Below are 20273 nucleotides of genomic sequence, written 5' to 3' on the forward strand. Positions count from 1 at the left end.
GGCCCAGAATGAGACGATCCCCGAAAGAGACCGAAGTCAGCACCCGCCGCATCACGCGACGCGGCTTGCTCTTGGGCGGCGCGCAGGCGGCGGTCGTGGCCGTGCTCGCGGCACGGATGCGCAAGATGCAGCTCGAAGACGCCAAGCAATACCGGCTGCTGGCCGAGGGCAACTCGGTGAAGATCCGGTTGATCCCGCCAGCGCGCGGTCTGATCTTCGATCGCAACGGGGTCATGCTTGCAGGCAACGAGCAGAATTACCGTGTCACGATCACCCGCGAGGATACCGATGACGTCGATGCGACGCTGGCCGCGTTGCGCCGTCTGATCCCGATTACCGATGGCGATACGAAAGACATCCTGCACGACATCCGCCGCCGCCCGCCGACGACGCCGGTCACGGTGGCCGACCGCCTGACATGGGACGAGTTCTCGCGCGTCGCGGTAAACGGCCCCTCGCTGCCCGGTGTCAGCCCCGATGTCGGCCTGTCGCGCCTCTATCCGCGCCGCGAGGATTTTGGCCATGTGATCGGCTATGTCGGCCCGGTCTCGGATTACGATCTGAGCAAGATGGAAGACCCCGATCCGCTGCTGCTGATCCCGAAATTCCAGCTGGGCAAAACCGGGATCGAGGCCAAAGAGGAAAGCGTGCTGCGCGGCGCGGCCGGTCAGCGGCGCGTCGAGGTGAACTCCGCCGGGCGCGAGATGCGCGAGCTGTCGCGCGAACCCGGCCAGCCCGGCGAGAACCTTCAGCTGACGCTCGATTATCGTCTGCAGAACTATGCGCTGCAGCGGCTGGAAGAAGAATCCGCCGCGACCGTGGTGATGGATGTGACCAATGGCGACGTGCTCGCCTGCGCCTCCGCACCAAGCTTCGACCCCAACCTTTTCGTGCGCGGGATTTCGGTCGCCGATTATCAGCGCCTCACGCAGGACGATCACCGCCCGCTGGCCGACAAGACCGTGCAGGGCCTCTACCCGCCGGGCTCGACCTACAAGATGGTCACCGCGCTCGCCGCGCTGGAGGCGGGGCTGGTGACGCCGGAGGAAACCATCTGGTGCCCCGGCTATGTCGAGATCGCGGGCCGCCGCTTCCACTGCTGGAAGGGCGCGGGCCATGGCCATGTGAACATGACCAAGAGCATGGAGCAGTCTTGCGACGTCTATTACTACGAGCTGTCGCAACGCGTCGGCATCGACAAGATGAGCGACATGGCCAAGCGTCTGGGCATCGGCGTCCGGCCCGACCTGCCGATGTCGGCGGTGAAGGAGGGCGTGGCCCCCACCAAGGAGTGGAAGCGGGAGCGCTACGGCAAGGACTGGCTGATCGGCGACACCGCGAACGCGGCCATCGGTCAGGGCTATGTGCTGGCCTCGCCGATGCATCTCGCGATCATGGCGGCGCGCATCGCCAGCGGGAAGAAGGTCGAGCCGCGTCTGATCCGCGCCCGTGACGGGGTCGAGCAACCGATCCGCGTCACCGATGATCTGGGCGTCGAGAAGGTCTATCTCGATAGCGTGCGCAAGGGGATGACCGCGGTGGTGAACTCCTCGCGCGGCACCGCGCGCGGCTCGCGCATCGCGATGAAGGAATGGAAGATGGCGGGCAAGACCGGCACCTCCCAGGTCCGCAACATCACCAAGGCCGAACGTGCCCGCGGCGTGATCCGCAACGAGCAGCTTCCCTGGAACCGGCGCGACCACGCGCTCTTCGTGGCCTTCGCCCCCATCGACAATCCGCGCTACGCGGTCTCGGTCGTGGTCGAACACGGCTCGGGCGGCTCGACGGCCGCCGCCCCGATCGCGCGCGACGTGTTACTGTTCGCGCTGGCGGGCGGTCTGCCCCCGGACGATGCCTACCCGTCCTTCGCCCGCGCGAAGGCCAAGGAGCTGAACGAAACGCTCGATCTGGTCGACCCCGACACCGTGCAGAAGCCGCAATCGAGGTCGCGCGCATGAGCTATCTCGAGAGCAATCTCAAGACCGTCCCGACGGGATGGCGCAAGATCTTCTATCTGAACTGGCCGCTGGTGATCTTGCTGACGGCGGTGGCCTGCGCGGGCTTCCTGATGCTCTACTCGGTCGCGGGCGGCAATATCCATACCTGGGCGGAGCCGCAGATGAAGCGTTTCGCGCTCGGTATGATCGCGATGTTCACCGTGGCCTTCATCCCGGTCTGGTTCTGGCGCAATGTCTCGGCGCTAGCCTATTTCGTGGCGCTTTTGCTTCTGGTGGCGGTGGAGTTCTTCGGCGCGATCGGCATGGGCGCTCAGCGCTGGCTGGAGATCGGCCCGCTGCGCATTCAGCCCTCCGAGTTGATGAAGATCACCCTCGTGATGCTGCTGGCCGCCTATTACGACTGGCTGCCCGTCGAGAAGGTCTCGCGTCCGCTCTGGGTGTTCATTCCCGCGGTGATCATTCTTGCGCCGACCTTCCTCGTGCTGGCCCAGCCCGACCTCGGCACCGCCGTAATGCTGGTGCTGGGCGGGGCCTTCGTGATGTTCGCAGCCGGGGTGTCATTTTGGTACTTCGGCACCGTGATCGCGCTGGTCGTCGGGCTGGTCTTCGGCGTGATGGAAAGCCGCGGCACCGAGTACCAGCTGCTGCACGACTACCAGTACAAGCGGATCGACACCTTCCTCGATCCGGGCTCGGACCCGCTTGGTGCGGGCTACAACATCATGCAGGCGCAGATCGCGCTCGGCTCGGGCGGCTGGTCAGGGCGCGGCTTCATGCAGGGCACGCAAAGTCGGCTGAACTTCCTGCCCGAGAAGCACACGGACTTCATCTTCACCACGCTCGCCGAGGAGTTCGGCTTCGTCGGCGCCTTCTCCCTCCTGATGCTCTACACCGGCATCATCGGCTTCGCGCTTTATACCGCAATGGCAACGAAGGACCGCTTCGCCTCGCTGCTCAGTTTCGGGGTCGCGGGGACGTTCTTCTTCTTCTTCGCGATCAACATGGCGATGGTGATGGGGCTGATGCCCGTCGTGGGGGTGCCGCTACCCCTCGTCAGTTACGGGGGCACCGCCATGATGATCCTGCTTGCGGCCTTCGGGCTGGTGCAAAGCGCCCATGTCCATAGACCGAGGCAAAGATGATCCGCGTCCTTTTCGCCGACAAGCCCGAGAACTGGGCTCGTTACGAACGCCCGCTGACAGAGGCCATCGCGGCCACCGGCGTCGAGGCGCAGATCGTCCAGCCGGACGAGATCGCCCCCGCGCGGGTCGACTATGTCGTCTATTCGCCGCAGGGACCGGTGCAGGATTTCACCGCCTATACCGGTGCAAAGGCTGTGCTGAACCTCTGGGCCGGCGTCGAGCGCGTGGTGGGCAACGAGACCCTCACCCAGCCGCTGTGCCGGATGGTGGATGCGGGGCTCGAGCGCGGCATGGTCGACTATGTGACCGGCCATGTGCTGCGCTATCACCTCGGGATCGACGCGACACTGGCGCAACAAGACGGTGTCTGGCGCCATGAGGGGGGCGTGCCGCCCCTGGCGCGGGACCGCTCGGTGGTGATGCTGGGCTTGGGTGCGTTGGGCAAAGCCTGTGCCGAGGCGCTGGCAGGTCTGGGCTTCAAAGTCACCGGCTGGAGCCGCAGCCCCAAGGACATCCCCGGGATCACCTGCCTGAGCGGCGACGATGGGCTGGCGGAGGCGCTGTCGAAAGCGGAGATCCTCGTCTCGATCCTTCCCGACACGCCCGAGACCACCGAGCTTCTGAACGCGGACACGCTGGCGCAGATGCCGAAAGGTGCGCGGATCATCAATCCGGGCCGCGGCACGCTGATCGACGACGACGCGCTGCTCGCAGCGCTGGATCGCGGCCAGATCGGCCATGCGACGCTCGACGTCTTCCGCGTGGAGCCCCTGCCCCCCGAGCATCCCTATTGGGCGCATCCCCACGTGACGGTGACGCCCCATATCGCCGCCGAGAGCCGCGCTGAGACCGCCTCGGAGGTCATCGCGGAGAATATCCGGCGGGGCGAAGCGGGCGAACCGTTCCTCTATCTCGTGGATCGCTCGCGGGGTTACTGAGCGGCGCAGGCCGGGGGTTTCACACCCCCGGGCCCCCGTGGGATATTTCGACCAAGAGGAAGATCAGAGCGTTGGCGCGGGCAGTCCGAGCTGCTGCGCGAGACCCGCAAGGCGGCTTTCCTGCCCCGACCAGCCGGCGGCGCGCGACGCAAACAGCGTCGCCTGAGATTGGTGGATCAGCCCGTCCGAGAGGATCTTCAGGTGGTTCGCGCGCAGCGTCTCGCCGCTCGAAGTGATGTCGGCCACGGCCTCGGCAGTGAGGTTCGCGATCGTGCCCTCGGTCGCGCCTTGGCTGTCGACGAGCTGCCAATCCGCCACGCCCTCGCGGGTCAGGAATTCGCGCACGAGGCGGTGGTATTTCGTGGCGATCCGCAGGCGGAAGCCGTGGGTGGCGCGGAAGCGGTGGGCGGCCGCGTCGAGGTCTTCGAGGCTGTCCACATCCGACCAGCAGGCCGGCACCGCGATGATCAGATCGGCGTGACCGAAGCCCATCGGCGCGAGATCGGCGACCTGACTTTCCCAGTCGGCAAGCTTCTCACGCACGAGATCGGAGCCGGTGACGCCCAGATGGATACGCCCCGCCGCCAGTTCGCGTGGGATTTCTCCGGCCGATAGCAGTACGAGCTGCACGCCCTCGGCCCCTTCGACCGCGCCCGCATATTCGCGCTCCGAGCCGGTGCGCTTGAGCGTGATACCCGCTTGCGCAAACCATTGAAACGTCTTCTCCATCAGACGCCCTTTGGAGGGCACGCCGAGTTTGATCATGGCCTCGCTCATGCCTGCGCCTCCAGATCGGCCATGAGCCCCGCACGGATCACGCCGCCCACGGCGGGGATTTCGCGCCCCTGCCCCAGTTGCCGGGTCAGCGCGTCGTAGCGCCCTCCGCTCGCGACCGGCGGCAGCGCCGGATCGGTGGCAGTGAAGGTGAAGACGAAGCCGTCGTAATATTCCATAGTCGAGCGCCCGTGGCTCGCGTCGAAGGTGATCGCGGCAAGGTCTATGCCGCGCGTGGCGAGCGCATCGAGGCGCTTTTCGAGCCGCGCGATGGCGGGTTCGATGGCAGCGATGTTCAGCGCGCGCAGGGCGGCGGGCGCCTGATCCGCAGCACAGCGCAGCTCAGCCAGTTTGCCCATCGCGGCAACCGCATCGGTCGGGATCGGCGCGGCGGCGGCATCGGCGGCCAGCGTGGCGATCCGCGCCTCCATCTCTTCGCGCGAACGCAGCCCGATCCACGGCGCGCCGGAGCGTTGACCGGTCAGCAGATCGGCGCGGGCTTTCGGCACCTCGACCTGCCCCGAATAGCGCGCAAGCAGATGCTGGAAGCGCTTGGGACGCCAGATGTGACGGGCGAGCGCGGCTTTGCGTTCGGGCAGCGTGTCGAGCCCGTCGACGGCGGCGCGCAGCAGGCCCATATCGCCGATCGTGGCGGACAGGTTCAGCTTGGCGAGAAGCCCCGCGAACAGCGCGAAAACCTCGGCATCTGCGGCTTCGGGATCGGCGCGGTCGAAGATTTCGAACCCGGCCTGAAAATACTCATGGGCGCGGGCGGCACCGCGATGATCCTGACGGCGGAACACCTCGCCCGCATAGGCGTAGCGCGCAGGTTCGGCGCCATTGGCCATATGCTCCTGCACGACCGGCACAGTGAAATCCGGGCGCAGCATCATCTCGCCGCGCAGCGGGTCGGCGGTGACATAGGCGCGGGCGCGGATATCCTCGCCATAGAGGTCGAGAAGCGCCTCGGCGGGTTGCAAGATGTCAGGCGTGACCTCGACCGCACCCGCTTTGAGGAATTGCTCCAGCAGACGGCCTGCCTGTCCCCGCGCTTGCGCCTTGTCCGCCATCACTCGGCCTCGTAGCGCGCAAGGATCTCTTGCACTTTTGCGACCATTTCCCCGGTCGGAACCTCGAATTGCGCCGGTTGGGATTTCCATTCTTCAACCGTCGCGTCCTGCGCGATCTTCGCGCCGAGGATCAGGTCCTTGATCTGGACGACGCCGCGTTCGGCCTCGTCCGAGCCTTGGATGATCGCCACGGGGCTTTCGCGTTTGTCGGCGTATTTCAACTGGTTGCCGAAGTTCTTCGGGTTGCCCAGATAGACCTCGGCGCGCAGCCCTGCCCCGCGCAGCGTGGAGGCCAGCGCCATGTATTCGGCCATCCGGTCGCGATCCATCACGGTCACGACGACCGGACCCTGCGCGGAGCCGCCGATGCGGCCCTTGGCGCGCAGCGCGGCCAGCAGGCGGTCGACGCCGATCGAGACGCCGGTCGCCGGAACGACCTGACCGGTGAAGCGCTTGACCAGATCGTCATAGCGCCCGCCGCCTGCGACCGAGCCGAATTGGCGCGGACGGCCCTTCTCGTCGGTGATCTCGAAGGTCAGCTCGGCCTCGAAAACCGGGCCGGTGTAATAGCCCAAACCGCGCACGACCGAGGGGTCGATCACGATGCGGTCGGGGCCGTAGCCCTGCGCGTCGAGAAGCGAGGCGATCTGCTCGAGTTCGTCCACGCCTTCCGCACCCAGCGCCGAGCCTTCGACCAACTCGCGCAGTCGCGCGACGGTGGCGGCGTTGTCTTCGCGCTTGGCCTCCATGAAGCCCATGACCGTATCGGCCTGTGCCTCGGACAGCCCCGCGCCCTTGGTGAAGTCGCCGGAGTCGTCCAGACGCCCCTCGCCCATCAGAAGGCGCACGCCCTCCTCGCCGAACTTGTCGAACTTGTCGATGGCGCGCAGGACGATGCCGCGCTCTTCCTCGAACTTGGCCGGATCGGCGGGGTCGAGAACGCCCGCGACCTCCATCACGCCGTTCAGCACCTTGCGGTTGTTCACCCGCACGACGTAATCGCCGCGCGGAATGCCGACCGCCTCCAGCGCGTCCGAAAGCATGCCGCAAATCTCGGCATCGGCGGCTACCGAGGGCGCGCCCACGGTATCGGCATCGCATTGATAGAACTGGCGGAACCGGCCCGGACCGGGCTTTTCGTTGCGCCAGACGGGGCCCATCGTGAAGCGACGATAGGGCGTCGGCAGGTCGTTGCGATATTGCGCCGCGACCCGGGCCAGCGGCGCCGTCATGTCGTAGCGCAGCGCCAGCCACTTGCCGTCGTCTTCCTCCTGCCACGCGAAGACGCCCGCATTCGGGCGGTCCACATCGGGGAGGTATTTGCCTAGTGCCTCGACCGTCTCAATGGCCGAAGTTTCCAGCGCCTCGAAGCCATGCGTGCGATAGACCTCTGCGATCTTCGCCAGCATATCGGCCCGCTCGGTCACCTCCGTCCCAAAGTAATCGCGGAAGCCCTTCGGGGCCTCTGCCTTGGGACGGGGCTGCTTTTTCTGTTTCGCCATCGGCTTGCACCTGATCTTATCTCGCGCGAGGGTGTAGCCCAAGGGGCTGGCCCCGGCAAGCAATAGGAACGGCAGATGCAGGAACGGCTGGAACGGGCGGAAGAACAGATCGCCTATCTGACGCAAACGGTGGACGAGTTGTCCGATGTCGCGGCCGCGCAGGCCCGTCAGATCGAACGGCTGGAGCGCCATCTGGGTCTGCTGATGGAGCGCGAGGCCGAGCGCGAATATGACAGCGGCAGCTCGATCCCCTTGGCCGACCAGAAACCGCCGCACTGGTAATGGACGCGGCGCTCTGGGGGCTGAACGGTGTTTTCGTGAGTGCCCAAGCGCTCATCTACACCGCTTTGCTGATCTGGCCCCCGGGCATCGACCTTCGTTCGACACTCGACCGGTTCGAGCTGTGGCAGGGCAGCGGCATCCTTGCGATGCAGGTGTTCTTCGCCGTGCCGCTGATGTGCGGGCTGATCTGGCGGCTGCGCAGCCATCGACAGGCGATGATTTTGGTCTCAGTGAGTTTTCTGGCAACTGCCGTGCTGGGCGCGGCGGCGTGGCTGGAGATGGGGATGATCTCCGGTGCGGTACGCGACGGGATCAACGAGCCCGATCTGCTGCGCGGCGTGGCGCTGCTGCGCTGGGGCGAGTTCGCCACCGCCCTTGCCGCCGCGATCGCGCTGCGGCTGGCATGGGTGGCGCGCAGCCTGTGAAGCTCAGACCTCCTCGACCTCGCTCACCCCGCGCAAGGAGCGCAGCGCGCCTTTCACCTGTGCGTTGACCGGCGCCTCGGGCATCGCGGTGATCTGGTAGCGGCAGCCGCGCTCATTGTCATAGACCATGAAGCTGATCGGGCCGCGCGAATGGACCTTCCCTTCGCGGGCGACCCGCTCGACGAGGCTCGCAACAGAGGCGACCGCGTCATTGTTGTCGATATGAACAAGAAGCCCCGACGAGCCCGCATCGGCCGTCGCCTTCTCCACAGTCTGGGCCGAAGTGGCGACCATACGCACCGACTCGCCGTCGACCTCGACCTTCACGGTCAGCACCAGAAGGTTGCCAGTCTCGAGCACGTCGCGGCAGGCTTCCAGCGCCTCCGACCAGAAGGCGACCTCGTAGGGCCCCGACGCATCCGAGAGCGCCACGAAGGCGAAACGGTTGCCCTTGGCGGATTTCTTCTCGCGCACCGAGGCGACCTCGCCTGCGATCTTGGTCACGAAAGGACCGCCCACGGCCTTTTGCTGCACCTCTTCCCAGCTCAGCACTTTCTTACGCTTGAGCGCGGGCAGGTAATCCTCGATCGGGTGCCCCGAAAGGTAGAAGCCGATGGCCTTGTGTTCCTCGGCCAGACGCTCGCCCGGCAGCCAGTCGTCAGTATCGGCCAGACGCGGCGGCGGCAGATCGTCGCCCGCCTCGCCGAACAGCGACACCTGCGCCGACTCGCGCGCCTCGATCACCGCGCCCGACCACGCCATCAGCGATTCCAGCGACTCGAAAACGCGCTTGCGGTTCGGGTCCAGAAGATCGAAGGCCCCGGCCCGCGCCAGCATCTCCAGCGGGCGCTTGCCCACCCGCTTCATGTCCACGCGCCGCGCGAAATCAAACAGGTCCTTGAACGGCTCGTCGCCGCGCGCGGTCACGATCATCTGCATCGCGTCCACGCCCACATTCTTCAGCGCGCCCAGCGCATAGACCAGCTTCTGATCGACCACGTCGAAGGTCGAAAGCGAGCGGTTCACGCAGGGCGGAATGATCTCGATCCCGAGCTTCTTCTGCACCTCGTCGGCATAGATCGCGAGCTTGTCGGTCAGATGAATATCGCAATTCATCACGCCGCCCATGAACTCGACCGCGTGGTTCGCCTTCAGCCAGCCGGTGTAATAGGACACCACCGCATAGGCCGCCGCGTGGGATTTGTTGAAGCCGTAGTTGGCGAATTTCTCCAGAAGGTCGAACACCTCGGAGGCCTTTTTCTTGTCGACCCCGTTCTTGGCCGCGCCCGCCTCGAATTTCGGGCGCTCGGCGTCCATCGCCTCCTTGATCTTCTTACCCATCGCGCGACGGAGAAGGTCTGCGCCGCCAAGCGAGTAGCCCCCCATGACCTGCGCGATCTGCATCACCTGCTCCTGATAGACGATGATGCCCTGCGTCTCTTCAAGGATATGGTCGATAGTCGGGTGGACCGAGGTGATCTTCTTGAGCCCGTTCTTCACCTCGCAATAGGTCGGGATATTCTCCATCGGGCCGGGACGATACAGCGCCACGAGCGCGACGATATCCTCGATACAGGTGGGCTTCATCTGGCGCAGGGCCGATTTCATGCCCTCCGATTCCACCTGGAACACGGCGACGGTCTTCGCATCCGCGTAAAGCTTGTAGGTCTTCTCGTCATCCAGCGGGATCGCGTTGATATGGTTCTCCGCGCCCTCCGCGGGCTCGTAGAGCTGGTTGCCGGCGGCATCGACATGCAGCGGACGGCCCGATTTGAAGATCAGCTCCATCGCCGAGCGGATCACCGTCAGCGTCTTCAGGCCGAGGAAGTCGAACTTCACCAGCCCCGCCTGCTCGACCCATTTCATGTTGAACTGGGTCGCGGGCATGTCCGAACGCGGATCCTGATAGAGCGGCACCAGCTCGTCGATCGGACGGTCGCCGATCACGACGCCCGCCGCGTGGGTCGAGGCGTTGCGCAGCAGACCTTCGATCGCCTTGGCATAATCGAGAAGCCGGGCCACGACCTCTTCGTTGCGGGCCGCTTCGCGCAGGCGCGGCTCGTCGGCCAGCGCCTTCTCGATGCTGACGGGCTTCACGCCCTCGACCGGGATCAGCTTCGAGAGCTTGTCAACCTGCCCGTAGGACATCTGCAAGACCCGGCCCACGTCGCGCACGGCGGCCTTGGACAGAAGCGCGCCGAAGGTGATGATCTGGCCCACCTTTTCGCGCCCGTATTTATTCTGAACATATTGGATCACCTCCTCGCGGCGATCCATGCAGAAGTCGATGTCGAAGTCCGGCATCGAGACACGTTCGGGGTTGAGGAAGCGTTCGAACAGCAGCGAATAGCGCAGCGGATCGAGGTCGGTGATGGTCAGCGCGTAAGCGACAAGTGACCCCGCGCCCGAGCCCCGCCCCGGCCCGACCGGAATGTCGTGATCCTTTGCCCATTTGATGAAGTCGGCAACGATCAGGAAGTAGCCCGGGAAGCCCATCTGCTCGATGATGTCGAGCTCGAATTGCAGGCGTTTCTCGTAATCCTCGACCGGTGCTGCATGCGGGATCACGTCAAGACGGTTGCGCAACCCGTCCCATGCCTGACGCCGCAGTTCCTCCACCTCGTCATCTGCGAATCTCGGCAGGATCGGCGCGCGTTTATAGGTCGAGAAAGCGCAGCGTTTCGCGATCTCGACGGTGTTCTCCACGGCTTCGGGCAGATCGGCAAAAAGCGCGACCATCTCGCCTTCGGATTTGAAATAGTGCTGCGGAGTCAGACGCCGGCGCGGTTCGATCTGATCGACATAGGCGCCTTCCGCGATACAGATCATCGCGTCATGGGCCTCGTAGATCGCGGGCTTCGGGAAATAGACGTCGTTCGTGGCGACCAGCGGCAGGCCCAGCTCATAGGCCCATTCGACGAAGGGCCGCTCGGTCGCAATCTCGGCCTCGGTCAGCGTGCCGCCCTCGCCCGGGTGGCGCTGCAATTCGACATAGAGCCGGCTCGGGAAGATCCCGGCAAGCTGTTGCAACAGCGCCTTCGCGCGGTCCTTCGCACCGTTCCGGATCAGCCGCCCGACGGGGCCGTCTGGGCCGCCCGAAAGACAGATCAGCCCCTCGGAATAACGCTCTAGCTCCTCAAGCGTGACCTGAACCAGCGCCCCGTGCTTGTCGAGATAGAGGCACGAGTTGAGCTTCATCAGGTTCTCGTAGCCGCGCTCGGTCTGGGCCAGCAGAACGATCGGAGCAGGCAGGCGCGGACGCTCGCCTGGCTTGGCCGGATCGAACTCCAGCGAGACCTGACAGCCGACGATCGGCTGCAGCCCCGCCCCCGTCGCGGTCACGGAAAATTCGAGCGCCGCGAACATGTTGTTCGTGTCGGTCACGGCGACGGCGGGCATCTTCGCCGACTCGCACATCTTCACGAGTTTCTTGGCGGGCACGGCGCCTTCGAGCAGGGAATACTCGGTATGGACGCGCAGATGAATGAATCGGGGGCTGGTCATGCCACCAGATTTAGCGGGTAGCAGCGCCCCGCGCCAGCCTCTCGCCGCGTCCGCCCGACGCTTCGCGCTCGACCACTCGGCGCAGCTTGGCGCCCAATTCTTGATCACCGGATCAAGTTTCGGGCAACGCACCGCCGCGAATCCCTTGCCAAAGCCTGTGCGCATCGGCTTTGCTGGGCCGGTCCCGTTCTACGCCGCATCGAGCGGGACCGCAGGGACGACTGGTAAGGCGGCGGATTTTTCGTATGGAGATCACGTTTCTTCTCAATGGAGAAACCCGGACGGTGGCGCTTACCGATCCGACGCAATCTGTGCTCGACTGGCTGCGCGCCGAGGGGCTGACCGGCACCAAGGAGGGCTGCAACGAGGGCGATTGCGGGGCCTGCTCGGTCATCGTGACCGACGCGGAGGGCGCCAAACCGCTCAATGCCTGCCTGATGATGATGCCCCATCTGCACGGGCGCGCGCTGCGCACCGTCGAGGGCGTCGCCGGGCCGAAGGGGGAATTGCACCCCGTTCAGCAGGCGATGGTCGATCATCACGGCTCGCAATGCGGCTTCTGCACGCCCGGCTTCATCGCCTCGATGGCGGCGGGTCATCTGAACGGGCGCCGCGATCACGACGATCTGCTGGCGGGCAACCTGTGCCGCTGCACCGGCTACGCGCCGATCATCCGCGCCGCCGAGGCGGCGCAGGACGAAGCCGTGCCCGCATGGATGCACGACACGTTGCCCGATCTGGCAGAGGTCGCGCCTATGGCCGATCACGTCTTCCTGCCGGACAGCGCGGATGCGCTGGCGGAGTGGTATCTCGCCCATCCGGACGCCACGTTGATCGCCGGCGCGACCGATGTGGGGCTCTGGGTCACGAAGCAGCTGCGCGAATTGAAAGAGGTCGCCTTCCTCAACAACTGCACGGACCTGCAGACCATCGAGGAAACCGACGACCGCTATATCGTCGGCGCGGGCGTCACCTTGGCCGCGTTGCGCGAGGCGATCCGCGACACGCTCCCGAGCTTTGCCGAATTGCTCCGCCGTTTCGCCTCCGAACAGGTACGTCAGGCGGCGACCATCGGCGGCAATATCGCGAACGGCTCGCCCATCGGCGACAGCCCGCCCGTCCTGATCGCAATGGGCGCGGAGCTGACGCTGCGCAAGGGCGAGGCGCGTCGCACCATCCCGCTGGAGAGCTTCTTCCTCGACTACGGCAAACAGGACCGCGCGCCCGGCGAATTCGTCGAAAGCGTCAGCTTCCCGAAATCCGCGCCCGATCTGGCCTGTTACAAACTGTCGAAGCGTTTCGATCAGGACATCTCTGCCGTCTGCGGCGCGCTGAATATCCCGCGCAATGGCGACAAGATAGGCACTCCGCGCATCGCCTTCGGCGGCATGGCGGGGATCCCGAAGCGCGCCACGGCAATGGAGGCCGCACTGGAAGGTCAGCCCTTCACCGAAGAGGCGATCACGGCCGCCCTGCCCGCGTTGGAGCAGGACTTCACGCCGCTCACCGACATGCGCGCCTCGGATGCCTACCGGATGGAGGCGGCAAAGGCGATGCTGATCCGATACGTCCGCAATGCCCAAGGCGCCCTCTCCATTCTGGAGGTGAAACCATGAGCGTCGGCACGAAGAAACCCCACGATTCCGCACAGCTGCACGTCACTGGCGCGGCGCGTTACGTCGATGACATCCCCTGCCCAGGCAACACGTTGCACCTTGCCTTCGGCCTCTCGACCGAGGCCCATGCCGAGATCGCCTTGCTCGATCTGAGCGCAGTGCGCGCAGCGCCCGGTGTCGTCGCGGTGCTGACGGCCGAGGACATGCCGTTTGCCAATAACGCCTCGCCCGCGCCCGAACCCGAACCGGTTCTGGCCGAAGGCGTCGTGCATTTCGTCGGCCAGCCGATCTTCGTGGTCGCGGCGACCAGCCATCATGCGGCGCGCAAGGCCGCGCGGCTGGCGAAGATCGACTACACGCCCCGTCCGGCGATCCTGACAGTCGATGAGGCGCTCGACGCGAACAGCCATTTTGAAGGCGGCCCGGTCACATGGGCGCGCGGCGATACCGGCGAAGGCTTCGCGCAGGCCGAGCATATTGCTGAAGGCAGCTTCGACATGGGCGGGCAGGAGCACTTCTACCTCGAAGGGCAAGCCGCCCTCGCGCTGCCTGACGATCAGGGGATGGTGATCCGCTGCTCCTCGCAGCACCCGTCCGAGGTCCAGCACAAGGTGGCCGACGCGCTCGGTTGCGCGATGCATGACGTCCGGGTGGAGATGCGCCGGATGGGCGGCGGCTTCGGCGGCAAGGAGAGCCAGGGCAACGCGCTTGCCATCGCATGCGCGGTGGTCGCGCGCGCCACCGGGCGGCCCTGCAAGATGCGCTACGACCGCGATGACGACATGGTCATCACCGGCAAGCGCCATGATTTCCGGATCAAGTATCGGCTCGGCGCGGATGCCGAGGGCAAGATCGTCGCGGCCGAGTTCACCCATCTCGCCCGCTGCGGCTGGTCGCCGGACCTGAGCCTGCCGGTCTGCGACCGCGCGATGCTGCATACCGACAGCTCTTACTACCTGCCGAATGTGAAGATCGAGAGCCACCGCCTGCGCACAAATACCCAAAGCGCGACGGCCTTCCGGGGCTTCGGCGGCCCGCAGGGCATGATCGGCACGGAAGCGGCGCTCGATCACCTCGCCCATGTGATGGGGATCGATCCGCTCGATCTGCGCAAGCGCAACTACTACGACCCCGAGGGCGGGCAGAGCACGCATTACGGCCAGCCGGTCGAGGATTTCATCCTGCCCGAGATCACCGAGCGGTTGGAGAAATCCGCCGAGTTCGCGGCCCGCAAGGCCCGCGTGGCCGAGTGGAACGCCGCCAATACGACCCTGAAGCGCGGCATTTCGCTGACGCCGGTGAAGTTCGGCATCTCCTTCACGCTGACCCAGCTGAACCAGGCAGGTGCGCTGGTGCATGTCTATGCCGACGGCTCGATCCAGCTGAACCACGGCGGGACGGAGATGGGTCAGGGCCTGCATCGCAAGGTCTGTCAGGTCGCGGCCTCGGTCTTCGGCGTCACGGATGAGGATGTGCGCATCACCGCGACGGCCACCGACAAGGTGCCCAACACCTCAGCGACGGCGGCGTCTTCCGGCGCCGATCTGAACGGCATGGCGGTGAAGGCCGCCTGCGAGACGATCAAGGCGCGGCTGGCGGATTTCATGGCCGAAAGCGCGGGCGCTGCGGTGGAAGACGTGACGTTTGCCGATGGCGAGGTGCGCGCGGGCGATCACACCCTGCCCTTCGCGAAACTGGTGAAGCTCGCTTACGAGGCGCGGGTTTCGCTGTCGTCCACCGGCTTCTATGCCACGCCGAAGATCAGCTGGGACCGGATCAAGGGTCAGGGCCGCCCGTTCTTCTACTTCGCCTATGGCGCGGCTGTGACCGAGGTGGTGATCGACACGCTCACCGGCGAGAACCGCATCCTGCGCACCGACATCCTGCATGATGCAGGCGCCTCGCTGAACCCGGCGATCGATATCGGCCAGATCGAGGGCGGCTACGTGCAGGGCGTGGGCTGGCTGACCACCGAGGAGCTGGTCTGGGACGACAAGGGGCGTCTGCGCACCCATGCGCCTTCGACCTACAAGATTCCCGCCTGCTCGGATCGCCCGCGTGTGTTCAATGTGGCGCTCTGGGACGAGCCGAACCGCGAGGACACGATCTATCGCTCCAAGGCAGTGGGCGAGCCGCCCTTCATGCTGGCGATCTCGGCCTTCCTCGCGCTGCAGGACGCGTGCAAATCCTGCGGCCCGAACTGGCCCGATCTGCAAGCGCCTGCCACGCCCGAGGCGGTTCTGGCTGCCGTCCATCGGGCAAGGGGGGACGCATGAGCCTCGATCCCGCAGCCCTCGCCCGCGCGGCAGACCGCGGCCCCTTCACCCGCGTCGTGGTCGCGCGCGCCCAAGGCTCCACCCCGCGCGAAGACGGGGCGGAGATGCTGGTCTGGGCGGATCATGTCGAAGGCACGATCGGCGGTGGGGCGCTGGAATTCTCCGCCATTACGAAGGCGCGGCGCGGGCTGACAGGGATCGAGAAAATCCCGCTGGGCCCCGCAATGAACCAATGCTGCGGCGGGGCCGTGGTGCTGGGGTATGAGCGAATGGACCGGACCACCGTCGCGCAGATCACGAGCGACTGGCACGCCCGTCCTCTGACGCCGGGCACGCCCGAGCCGCTCGCCGTCACCCGCGCGCTGGCCCGCGCCCGCGATCGCGGCGAGACGCCGCCGCTGCTGGTCGAGAACTGGCTGATCGAGCGGGTCGCGCCGCCGCCCAGCCCGATCTGGGTCTGGGGCGCAGGCCATGTCGGGCGCGCGCTGATCGGGGCGCTGAGCCCCCTTCCCGGCCTCGCGCTATTCTGGGCCGATAGCGGGGCGGAGCGGTTTCCCGACATGATACCCGAAGGCGTCACACCGCTGATCGCCGAGAACCCGGCCGATCTGGTTTCCCTCGCCCAAACTGAGGCCCGCCACTTCGTGCTGACCTATTCACATTCTCTCGATCTGGAGCTTTGCCACCGACTGCTCGCCCATGGCTTCGGCGGGCTCGGCCTGATCGGGTCGGACAGCAAATGGGTCCGCTTCCGCAAGCGCCTCGCCGCGCTCGGTCATTCGGATGCACAAATTTCGCGCATTGCCTGCCCGATAGGCGATCCGACCTTGGGGAAGCATCCTCAAGCCATTGCCCTTGGGGTAGCGACCGGGCTAGTGAAAGAGCTGAACGCCGCGCAAGCGGCGACGGGGAAAGGGAAACGCGCCGGGTGACGGAGCTGCTCAAGATCGACGGGCTGACGAAAGCCTATCCTGGGGTCGTGGCCAATGACGGCGTCGGCTTCTCGGTGCGTCCGGGCGAGGTCCACGCCCTGCTGGGCGAAAACGGCGCCGGCAAATCGACGCTGGTGAAGATGATCTACGGGCTCGTGAAGCCCGATTCCGGCACGATGCAGTTTGCGGGCCAGTCCTTCGCGCCCGCCGATCCGCGCGCCGCGCGCGCCGCTGGCGTCGCGATGGTGTTCCAGCATTTCTCGCTTTTTGAGGCGCTTAACGTTGCCGAGAACGTGGCCCTTGGCATGGAAAACCCGCCGCCGATGCGCCAGCTTGCCAAGCGTATCCGCGAGATCTCCACCGCCTACGGCCTGCCGCTAGACCCCGCGCGACTGGTGGGCGACCTCTCCGCGGGCGAGCGTCAGCGCGTCGAGATCGTGCGCTGCCTGCTGCAGGACCCGAAGCTTCTGATCATGGACGAGCCGACCTCGGTGCTGACGCCGCAAGAGGTGGAAATCCTGTTTCACACCCTGCGCAAGCTGTCGGCCGAGGGCACTGCGATCCTCTATATCAGCCACAAGCTCGAAGAGATCCGCACGCTTTGCGAAGGCGCGACTATCCTGCGCGCGGGCAAGGTGGTGGCAAGCTGCAATCCGCGCGAAAAGACCGCGCGTGAGCTGGCCGAACTGATGGTCGGCGCGGAGCTGAAAGTCACCGACCGGGCCGAGCGCAAACTGGGCGACGTCGTGCTGAAAGTCTCGGGCCTGTCGCTCGCGCCGCTGTCGCAGTTCGGCCCCTCGCTGAAGGATCTGAGCCTGGAGCTGCGCGCGGGCGAGGTGCTGGGCATCGGCGGCGTCGCGGGCAACGGTCAGGAAGAATTGCTGGCGACCCTGTCGGGCGAGCGGCCCTCCGCCCCCGGCACGGTCAGCCTGATGGGCGAAGATATCTCCGGGCTCGGGCCGAACGGCCGCCGCGCGAAGGGGCTGCTGGCTGCGCCCGAAGAACGGCTGGGCCATGCCGCCGTCCCCGCGATGAGCCTGACCGAGAACGCGATCCTCACCGGCACGATGCGCAAGCCGCTGACCCGCAACGGCTTCGTCGATCAGGGCGCGGCAAAGACCTTCGCCGACGAGATCATTCAAGCCTTCGACGTGCGCACGCCGGGTTCGCATGTCGCGGCCCGCGCGCTTTCGGGCGGCAATCTGCAGAAATACGTGATCGGCCGCGAGGTGCTGCAAAACCCCGCCGTGCTGGTGGTGAACCAGCCGACATGGGGCGTGGATGCCGCCGCCGCCGCGTCGATCCGGCAGGCGCTGCTGGACCTCGCCGCGAAAGGGGCCGCGGTGATCGCGATCAGCCAGGACCTCGATGAGCTTATGGAAATCTCCGACCGCTTCTCGGCGCTGAACGAAGGCCGACTGAGCGCCTCGCGCCCGACCCAAGGGCTGACGATCGAAGAGATCGGCATGATGCTGGGCGGTGCGCACGGGATGCAGGAGGCCGCGGTATGATCACCCTCGTCCGACGCCCCACCCCGTCGCAATTCTGGTCCTACGCGACCCCGCTCCTCGCCGTGATCGCCACCATGATCGCGGGCGGCATCCTGTTCGCGATACTGGGCAAGCACCCGGTCGAGGCGATCCGCGTGATCTTCTGGGACCCGCTCTTCGGCGGCAATGCCAGCTATTTCCGTGGCCAGCTTCTGGTGAAGGCCGGGCCGTTGATCCTGATCGCCTGCGGGCTCGCCGTGGGCTTTCGCGCGGGCATCTGGAATATCGGCGCCGAAGGGCAATACATCATGGGCGCGCTGTTCTCGGCATGGCTGGCGCTGAAGATGTACCCGGCTGAGAGCCACTGGCTGTTCCCGGCGATGATCGTGCTGGGCGCGCTTGGCGGCTTCCTCTGGGCGATGATCCCGGCGGTGCTGAAGGTGCTGTTCGGCACCTCGGAAATTCTCGTCTCGCTGATGCTGGTCTACGTGGCCGAGAACCTGCTGGCCTATATGGCCTTCGGCCCGCTCAAGAACCCTGAGGGCTTCGGCTTTCCCGGCTCGCGCAACCTGCAAGACTACCCCTCGGCCTTCAATCACGAGCTGATCGAGGGCACGGGCATGCATTGGGGCGTCGTCGCGGCGCTGATCGCGGTGATCTTCACCTATGGGCTGATGCACCGCCATATCACCGGCTTCCGCATCCGTGTCGCGGGCGAGGCTCCGCGGGCTGCGCGCTTCGCAGGCGTGATCCCGGCGCGGCTGGTGATGCTCGGGCTTGGCATGGGCGGCGCCTTCGCGGGGCTTGCGGGCATGTTCGAAGTCTCCGGCCCCTCGGGTCAGATCACCGACAGCTTCAACGTGGGCTACGGCTTCACCGCGATCATCGTGGCCTTCCTTGGCCGCCTGCATCCGATCGGCATCCTGCTGGCGGGGCTCTTGATGGCGCTGACCTATATCGGCGGCGACATGGCGCAGCTGATGCTCGGCCTGCCCTCGGCGGCGATTCAGGTCTTCCAGGGGATGCTGCTGTTCTTCCTGCTGGCCTTCGACGTGCTGACCAATTTCCGCATCCGTTTCGGGAGGGTCGCGGCATGACGCAGAAACTCCCCTCGCTGCGCCTGATGATCATCTTCCTTGGCGGCACCGTCATGGGGCTTGGCCTGTACTACCTGCTCGCGGTGGCTCAGGCGTTCTGGGCCTTCGTCGTGATCGGCGTGGTGATGATGGTGGTGTTCGAGCTGGCGCTGGGAGCCTCTCGGGCGGTGATCTACCGCATCGGCGCGCGCCCCGACAGCGAAGAGCCCCGCCGCCCCACCCTGCATGGACGCGAGCGTTACGCCTCCGTGGCCGGGCTCATCGTCGGCCTCGTCGGCGGCTATCTGGCTTGGGGGCCGGTTCTGTTCTGGGGACATGGAGGCGCACTATGATCGTAGGCGGCATCGATATCATCACTCTGACGGCGACGCTGATGGGCGCATCGACCCCGGTTCTGCTGGCCGCGACCGGCGAACTGGTCGCCGAGAAATCGGGCGTGCTCAACCTCGGCGTCGAGGGGATGATGATCATGGGCGCAGTTGCAGGCTTCGCCGCCGCCGTCGCCACCGGCAGCCCGGTTCTGGGCTTCCTGATGGGTGCCATCGCCGGTGCTTTGCTGGCGACGCTTTTCGCCTTCCTGACGCAGAAGCTTCTGTCGAACCAAGTCGCGACGGGCCTTGCGCTGACGCTGTTCGGGCTGGGCCTGAGCGCGCTGATCGGCAAGGGCTACGAGGGTGTGCGCCCGCCGCCGACGGCCAAGATCGACTTCGGGCCGCTCTCGGATATTCCGGTGCTGGGCCGCATCCTGTTCTCCCATGACTGGATCGTCTATCTCTCGCTGATCCTCGTCGCGGTGGTCTGGTATGTGCTGCGCTCCACCCGCGCCGGGCTGATCCTGCGCGCGGTGGGCGAGAGCCATGACGCCGCCCACGCGCTGGGATACCGCGTCGTCGCCGTGCGCTTCGCCGCATTGGCCTTCGGCGGGGCGCTGGCCGGTCTGGGTGGCGCTTATCTCAGCCTCGTACGCGTGCCGCAATGGACCGAAGGCATGACCGCAGGCGCAGGCTGGATCGCACTCGCCATCGTCGTCTTCGCAAGCTGGCGCCCGTGGCGGGTGCTGCTGGGCGCTTACCTCTTCGGGGGTATCACCGCGCTGCAGCTGCAATTGCAGGCCGCAGGCTACGCGATCCCGGTGCATATCCTCTCGATGGCCCCTTACGTCATCACCATCGTGGTGCTGGTCATCCTGTCCGCCATTCACCGCCACGGCGTGCAGGCCGCCCCTGCCAGCCTCGGCAAATCTTTCCACGCCTCGAGCTGAGGCATC

Annotated in this window: 16 protein-coding genes; 12 read left to right on the forward strand and 4 right to left on the reverse strand. The window is 66.0% G+C overall.

Annotated elements, in window-relative coordinates; all coding sequences use genetic code 11:
• Positions 1-8 precede the first annotated feature (8 nt).
• From mrdA to BMI87_RS06620, 3 genes are read left to right on the forward strand one after another with little or no spacing between them, the layout of a single operon-like run.
• The gene (gene mrdA / locus BMI87_RS06610) at positions 9-1958 is read left to right on the forward strand and encodes a penicillin-binding protein 2 (RefSeq protein ID WP_078520365.1); all 1950 of its coding nucleotides are present in this window, start codon (positions 9-11) and stop codon (positions 1956-1958) included.
• A complete protein-coding gene (rodA, locus tag BMI87_RS06615) occupies positions 1955-3100 on the forward strand; it encodes a rod shape-determining protein RodA (protein ID WP_078520366.1) in 1146 nt (381 codons plus the stop codon). The genes mrdA and rodA overlap by 4 nt, the downstream gene beginning before the upstream one ends.
• Entirely contained in the window at positions 3097-4038 is a 942-nt protein-coding gene (locus tag BMI87_RS06620) for a glyoxylate/hydroxypyruvate reductase A (RefSeq protein ID WP_078520367.1), read from the forward strand. Before rodA ends, BMI87_RS06620 begins: the two co-directional genes overlap by 4 nt.
• Positions 4039-4101: 63 nt before the next feature.
• Here the strand turns inward: BMI87_RS06620 and hisG are convergent, their stop codons facing one another.
• Genes hisG through hisS form a run of 3 tightly spaced genes read right to left on the reverse strand, consistent with a single transcriptional unit; the run spans position 4102 to position 7384 of the window.
• Positions 4102-4815, reverse strand: coding sequence for an ATP phosphoribosyltransferase (hisG, locus tag BMI87_RS06625; protein ID WP_246832658.1), 714 nt, complete (start codon positions 4813-4815; stop codon positions 4102-4104).
• Positions 4812-5882, reverse strand: coding sequence for an ATP phosphoribosyltransferase regulatory subunit (locus BMI87_RS06630; protein ID WP_078520368.1), 1071 nt, complete (start codon positions 5880-5882; stop codon positions 4812-4814). The genes hisG and BMI87_RS06630 overlap by 4 nt, the downstream gene beginning before the upstream one ends.
• A complete protein-coding gene (gene hisS / locus BMI87_RS06635; RefSeq protein WP_078520369.1) occupies positions 5882-7384 on the reverse strand; it encodes a histidine--tRNA ligase in 1503 nt (500 codons plus the stop codon). The genes BMI87_RS06630 and hisS overlap by 1 nt, the downstream gene beginning before the upstream one ends.
• A 75-nt stretch (positions 7385-7459) precedes the next feature.
• On the opposite strand from hisS, the gene BMI87_RS06640 reads away from it, so the two are divergent.
• On the forward strand, positions 7460-7666 hold the full coding sequence (locus BMI87_RS06640; RefSeq protein WP_078520370.1) for a SlyX family protein: 207 nt from the start codon (positions 7460-7462) through the stop codon (positions 7664-7666).
• The gene (locus tag BMI87_RS06645; protein WP_078520371.1) at positions 7666-8091 is read left to right on the forward strand and encodes a hypothetical protein; all 426 of its coding nucleotides are present in this window, start codon (positions 7666-7668) and stop codon (positions 8089-8091) included. The genes BMI87_RS06640 and BMI87_RS06645 overlap by 1 nt, the downstream gene beginning before the upstream one ends.
• A gap of 3 nt (positions 8092-8094) precedes the next feature.
• Here BMI87_RS06645 and dnaE read toward each other — a convergent pair whose 3' ends face one another.
• Entirely contained in the window at positions 8095-11595 is a 3501-nt protein-coding gene (gene dnaE / locus BMI87_RS06650; protein WP_078520591.1) for a DNA polymerase III subunit alpha, read from the reverse strand.
• Positions 11596-11840: 245 nt separating this feature from the next.
• Here dnaE and xdhA point away from each other — a divergent pair, with 245 nt between their 5' ends.
• The 7 genes from xdhA to BMI87_RS06685 are packed head-to-tail and all read left to right on the forward strand — an operon-like array spanning position 11841 to position 20267.
• Entirely contained in the window at positions 11841-13211 is a 1371-nt protein-coding gene (xdhA, locus tag BMI87_RS06655; RefSeq protein WP_078520372.1) for a xanthine dehydrogenase small subunit, read from the forward strand.
• The gene (gene xdhB / locus BMI87_RS06660; protein ID WP_078520373.1) at positions 13208-15487 is read left to right on the forward strand and encodes a xanthine dehydrogenase molybdopterin binding subunit; all 2280 of its coding nucleotides are present in this window, start codon (positions 13208-13210) and stop codon (positions 15485-15487) included. Before xdhA ends, xdhB begins: the two co-directional genes overlap by 4 nt.
• The gene (xdhC, locus tag BMI87_RS06665) at positions 15484-16419 is read left to right on the forward strand and encodes a xanthine dehydrogenase accessory protein XdhC (protein ID WP_078520374.1); all 936 of its coding nucleotides are present in this window, start codon (positions 15484-15486) and stop codon (positions 16417-16419) included. Before xdhB ends, xdhC begins: the two co-directional genes overlap by 4 nt.
• On the forward strand, positions 16416-17930 hold the full coding sequence (locus BMI87_RS06670) for an ABC transporter ATP-binding protein (protein ID WP_078520375.1): 1515 nt from the start codon (positions 16416-16418) through the stop codon (positions 17928-17930). The genes xdhC and BMI87_RS06670 overlap by 4 nt, the downstream gene beginning before the upstream one ends.
• Positions 17927-19006, forward strand: coding sequence for an ABC transporter permease (locus tag BMI87_RS06675; protein ID WP_078520376.1), 1080 nt, complete (start codon positions 17927-17929; stop codon positions 19004-19006). The genes BMI87_RS06670 and BMI87_RS06675 overlap by 4 nt, the downstream gene beginning before the upstream one ends.
• Complete coding sequence (locus BMI87_RS06680) at positions 19003-19338, forward strand: hypothetical protein (protein ID WP_078520377.1); 336 nt, start codon at positions 19003-19005, stop codon at positions 19336-19338. The genes BMI87_RS06675 and BMI87_RS06680 overlap by 4 nt, the downstream gene beginning before the upstream one ends.
• On the forward strand, positions 19335-20267 hold the full coding sequence (locus tag BMI87_RS06685; protein WP_078520378.1) for an ABC transporter permease: 933 nt from the start codon (positions 19335-19337) through the stop codon (positions 20265-20267). Before BMI87_RS06680 ends, BMI87_RS06685 begins: the two co-directional genes overlap by 4 nt.
• Positions 20268-20273: the final 6 nt, after the last annotated feature.

Source organism: Thioclava sp. F28-4 (assembly GCF_002020045.1).
Lineage (GTDB): Bacteria > Pseudomonadota > Alphaproteobacteria > Rhodobacterales > Rhodobacteraceae > Thioclava > Thioclava sediminum.

Bases quoted from the DNA above. Each gene is read 5' to 3' on its own strand.
- xdhB (WP_078520373.1), top strand. From the start codon at position 13,208: ATGAGCGTCGGCACGAAGAAACCCCACGATTCCGCACAGCTGCACGTC.
- BMI87_RS06645 (WP_078520371.1), top strand. From the start codon at position 7,666: ATGGACGCGGCGCTCTGGGGGCTGAACGGTGTTTTCGTGAGTGCCCAA.
- hisS (WP_078520369.1), bottom strand. From the start codon at position 7,384: ATGGCGAAACAGAAAAAGCAGCCCCGTCCCAAGGCAGAGGCCCCGAAG.
- BMI87_RS06680 (WP_078520377.1), top strand. From the start codon at position 19,003: ATGACGCAGAAACTCCCCTCGCTGCGCCTGATGATCATCTTCCTTGGC.
- BMI87_RS06620 (WP_078520367.1), top strand. From the start codon at position 3,097: ATGATCCGCGTCCTTTTCGCCGACAAGCCCGAGAACTGGGCTCGTTAC.
- rodA (WP_078520366.1), top strand. From the start codon at position 1,955: ATGAGCTATCTCGAGAGCAATCTCAAGACCGTCCCGACGGGATGGCGC.
- hisG (WP_246832658.1), bottom strand. From the start codon at position 4,815: ATGAGCGAGGCCATGATCAAACTCGGCGTGCCCTCCAAAGGGCGTCTG.
- BMI87_RS06685 (WP_078520378.1), top strand. From the start codon at position 19,335: ATGATCGTAGGCGGCATCGATATCATCACTCTGACGGCGACGCTGATG.
- xdhA (WP_078520372.1), top strand. From the start codon at position 11,841: ATGGAGATCACGTTTCTTCTCAATGGAGAAACCCGGACGGTGGCGCTT.
- BMI87_RS06630 (WP_078520368.1), bottom strand. From the start codon at position 5,882: ATGGCGGACAAGGCGCAAGCGCGGGGACAGGCAGGCCGTCTGCTGGAG.
- BMI87_RS06675 (WP_078520376.1), top strand. From the start codon at position 17,927: ATGATCACCCTCGTCCGACGCCCCACCCCGTCGCAATTCTGGTCCTAC.
- dnaE (WP_078520591.1), bottom strand. From the start codon at position 11,595: ATGACCAGCCCCCGATTCATTCATCTGCGCGTCCATACCGAGTATTCC.
- xdhC (WP_078520374.1), top strand. From the start codon at position 15,484: ATGAGCCTCGATCCCGCAGCCCTCGCCCGCGCGGCAGACCGCGGCCCC.
- mrdA (WP_078520365.1), top strand. From the start codon at position 9: ATGAGACGATCCCCGAAAGAGACCGAAGTCAGCACCCGCCGCATCACG.
- BMI87_RS06640 (WP_078520370.1), top strand. From the start codon at position 7,460: ATGCAGGAACGGCTGGAACGGGCGGAAGAACAGATCGCCTATCTGACG.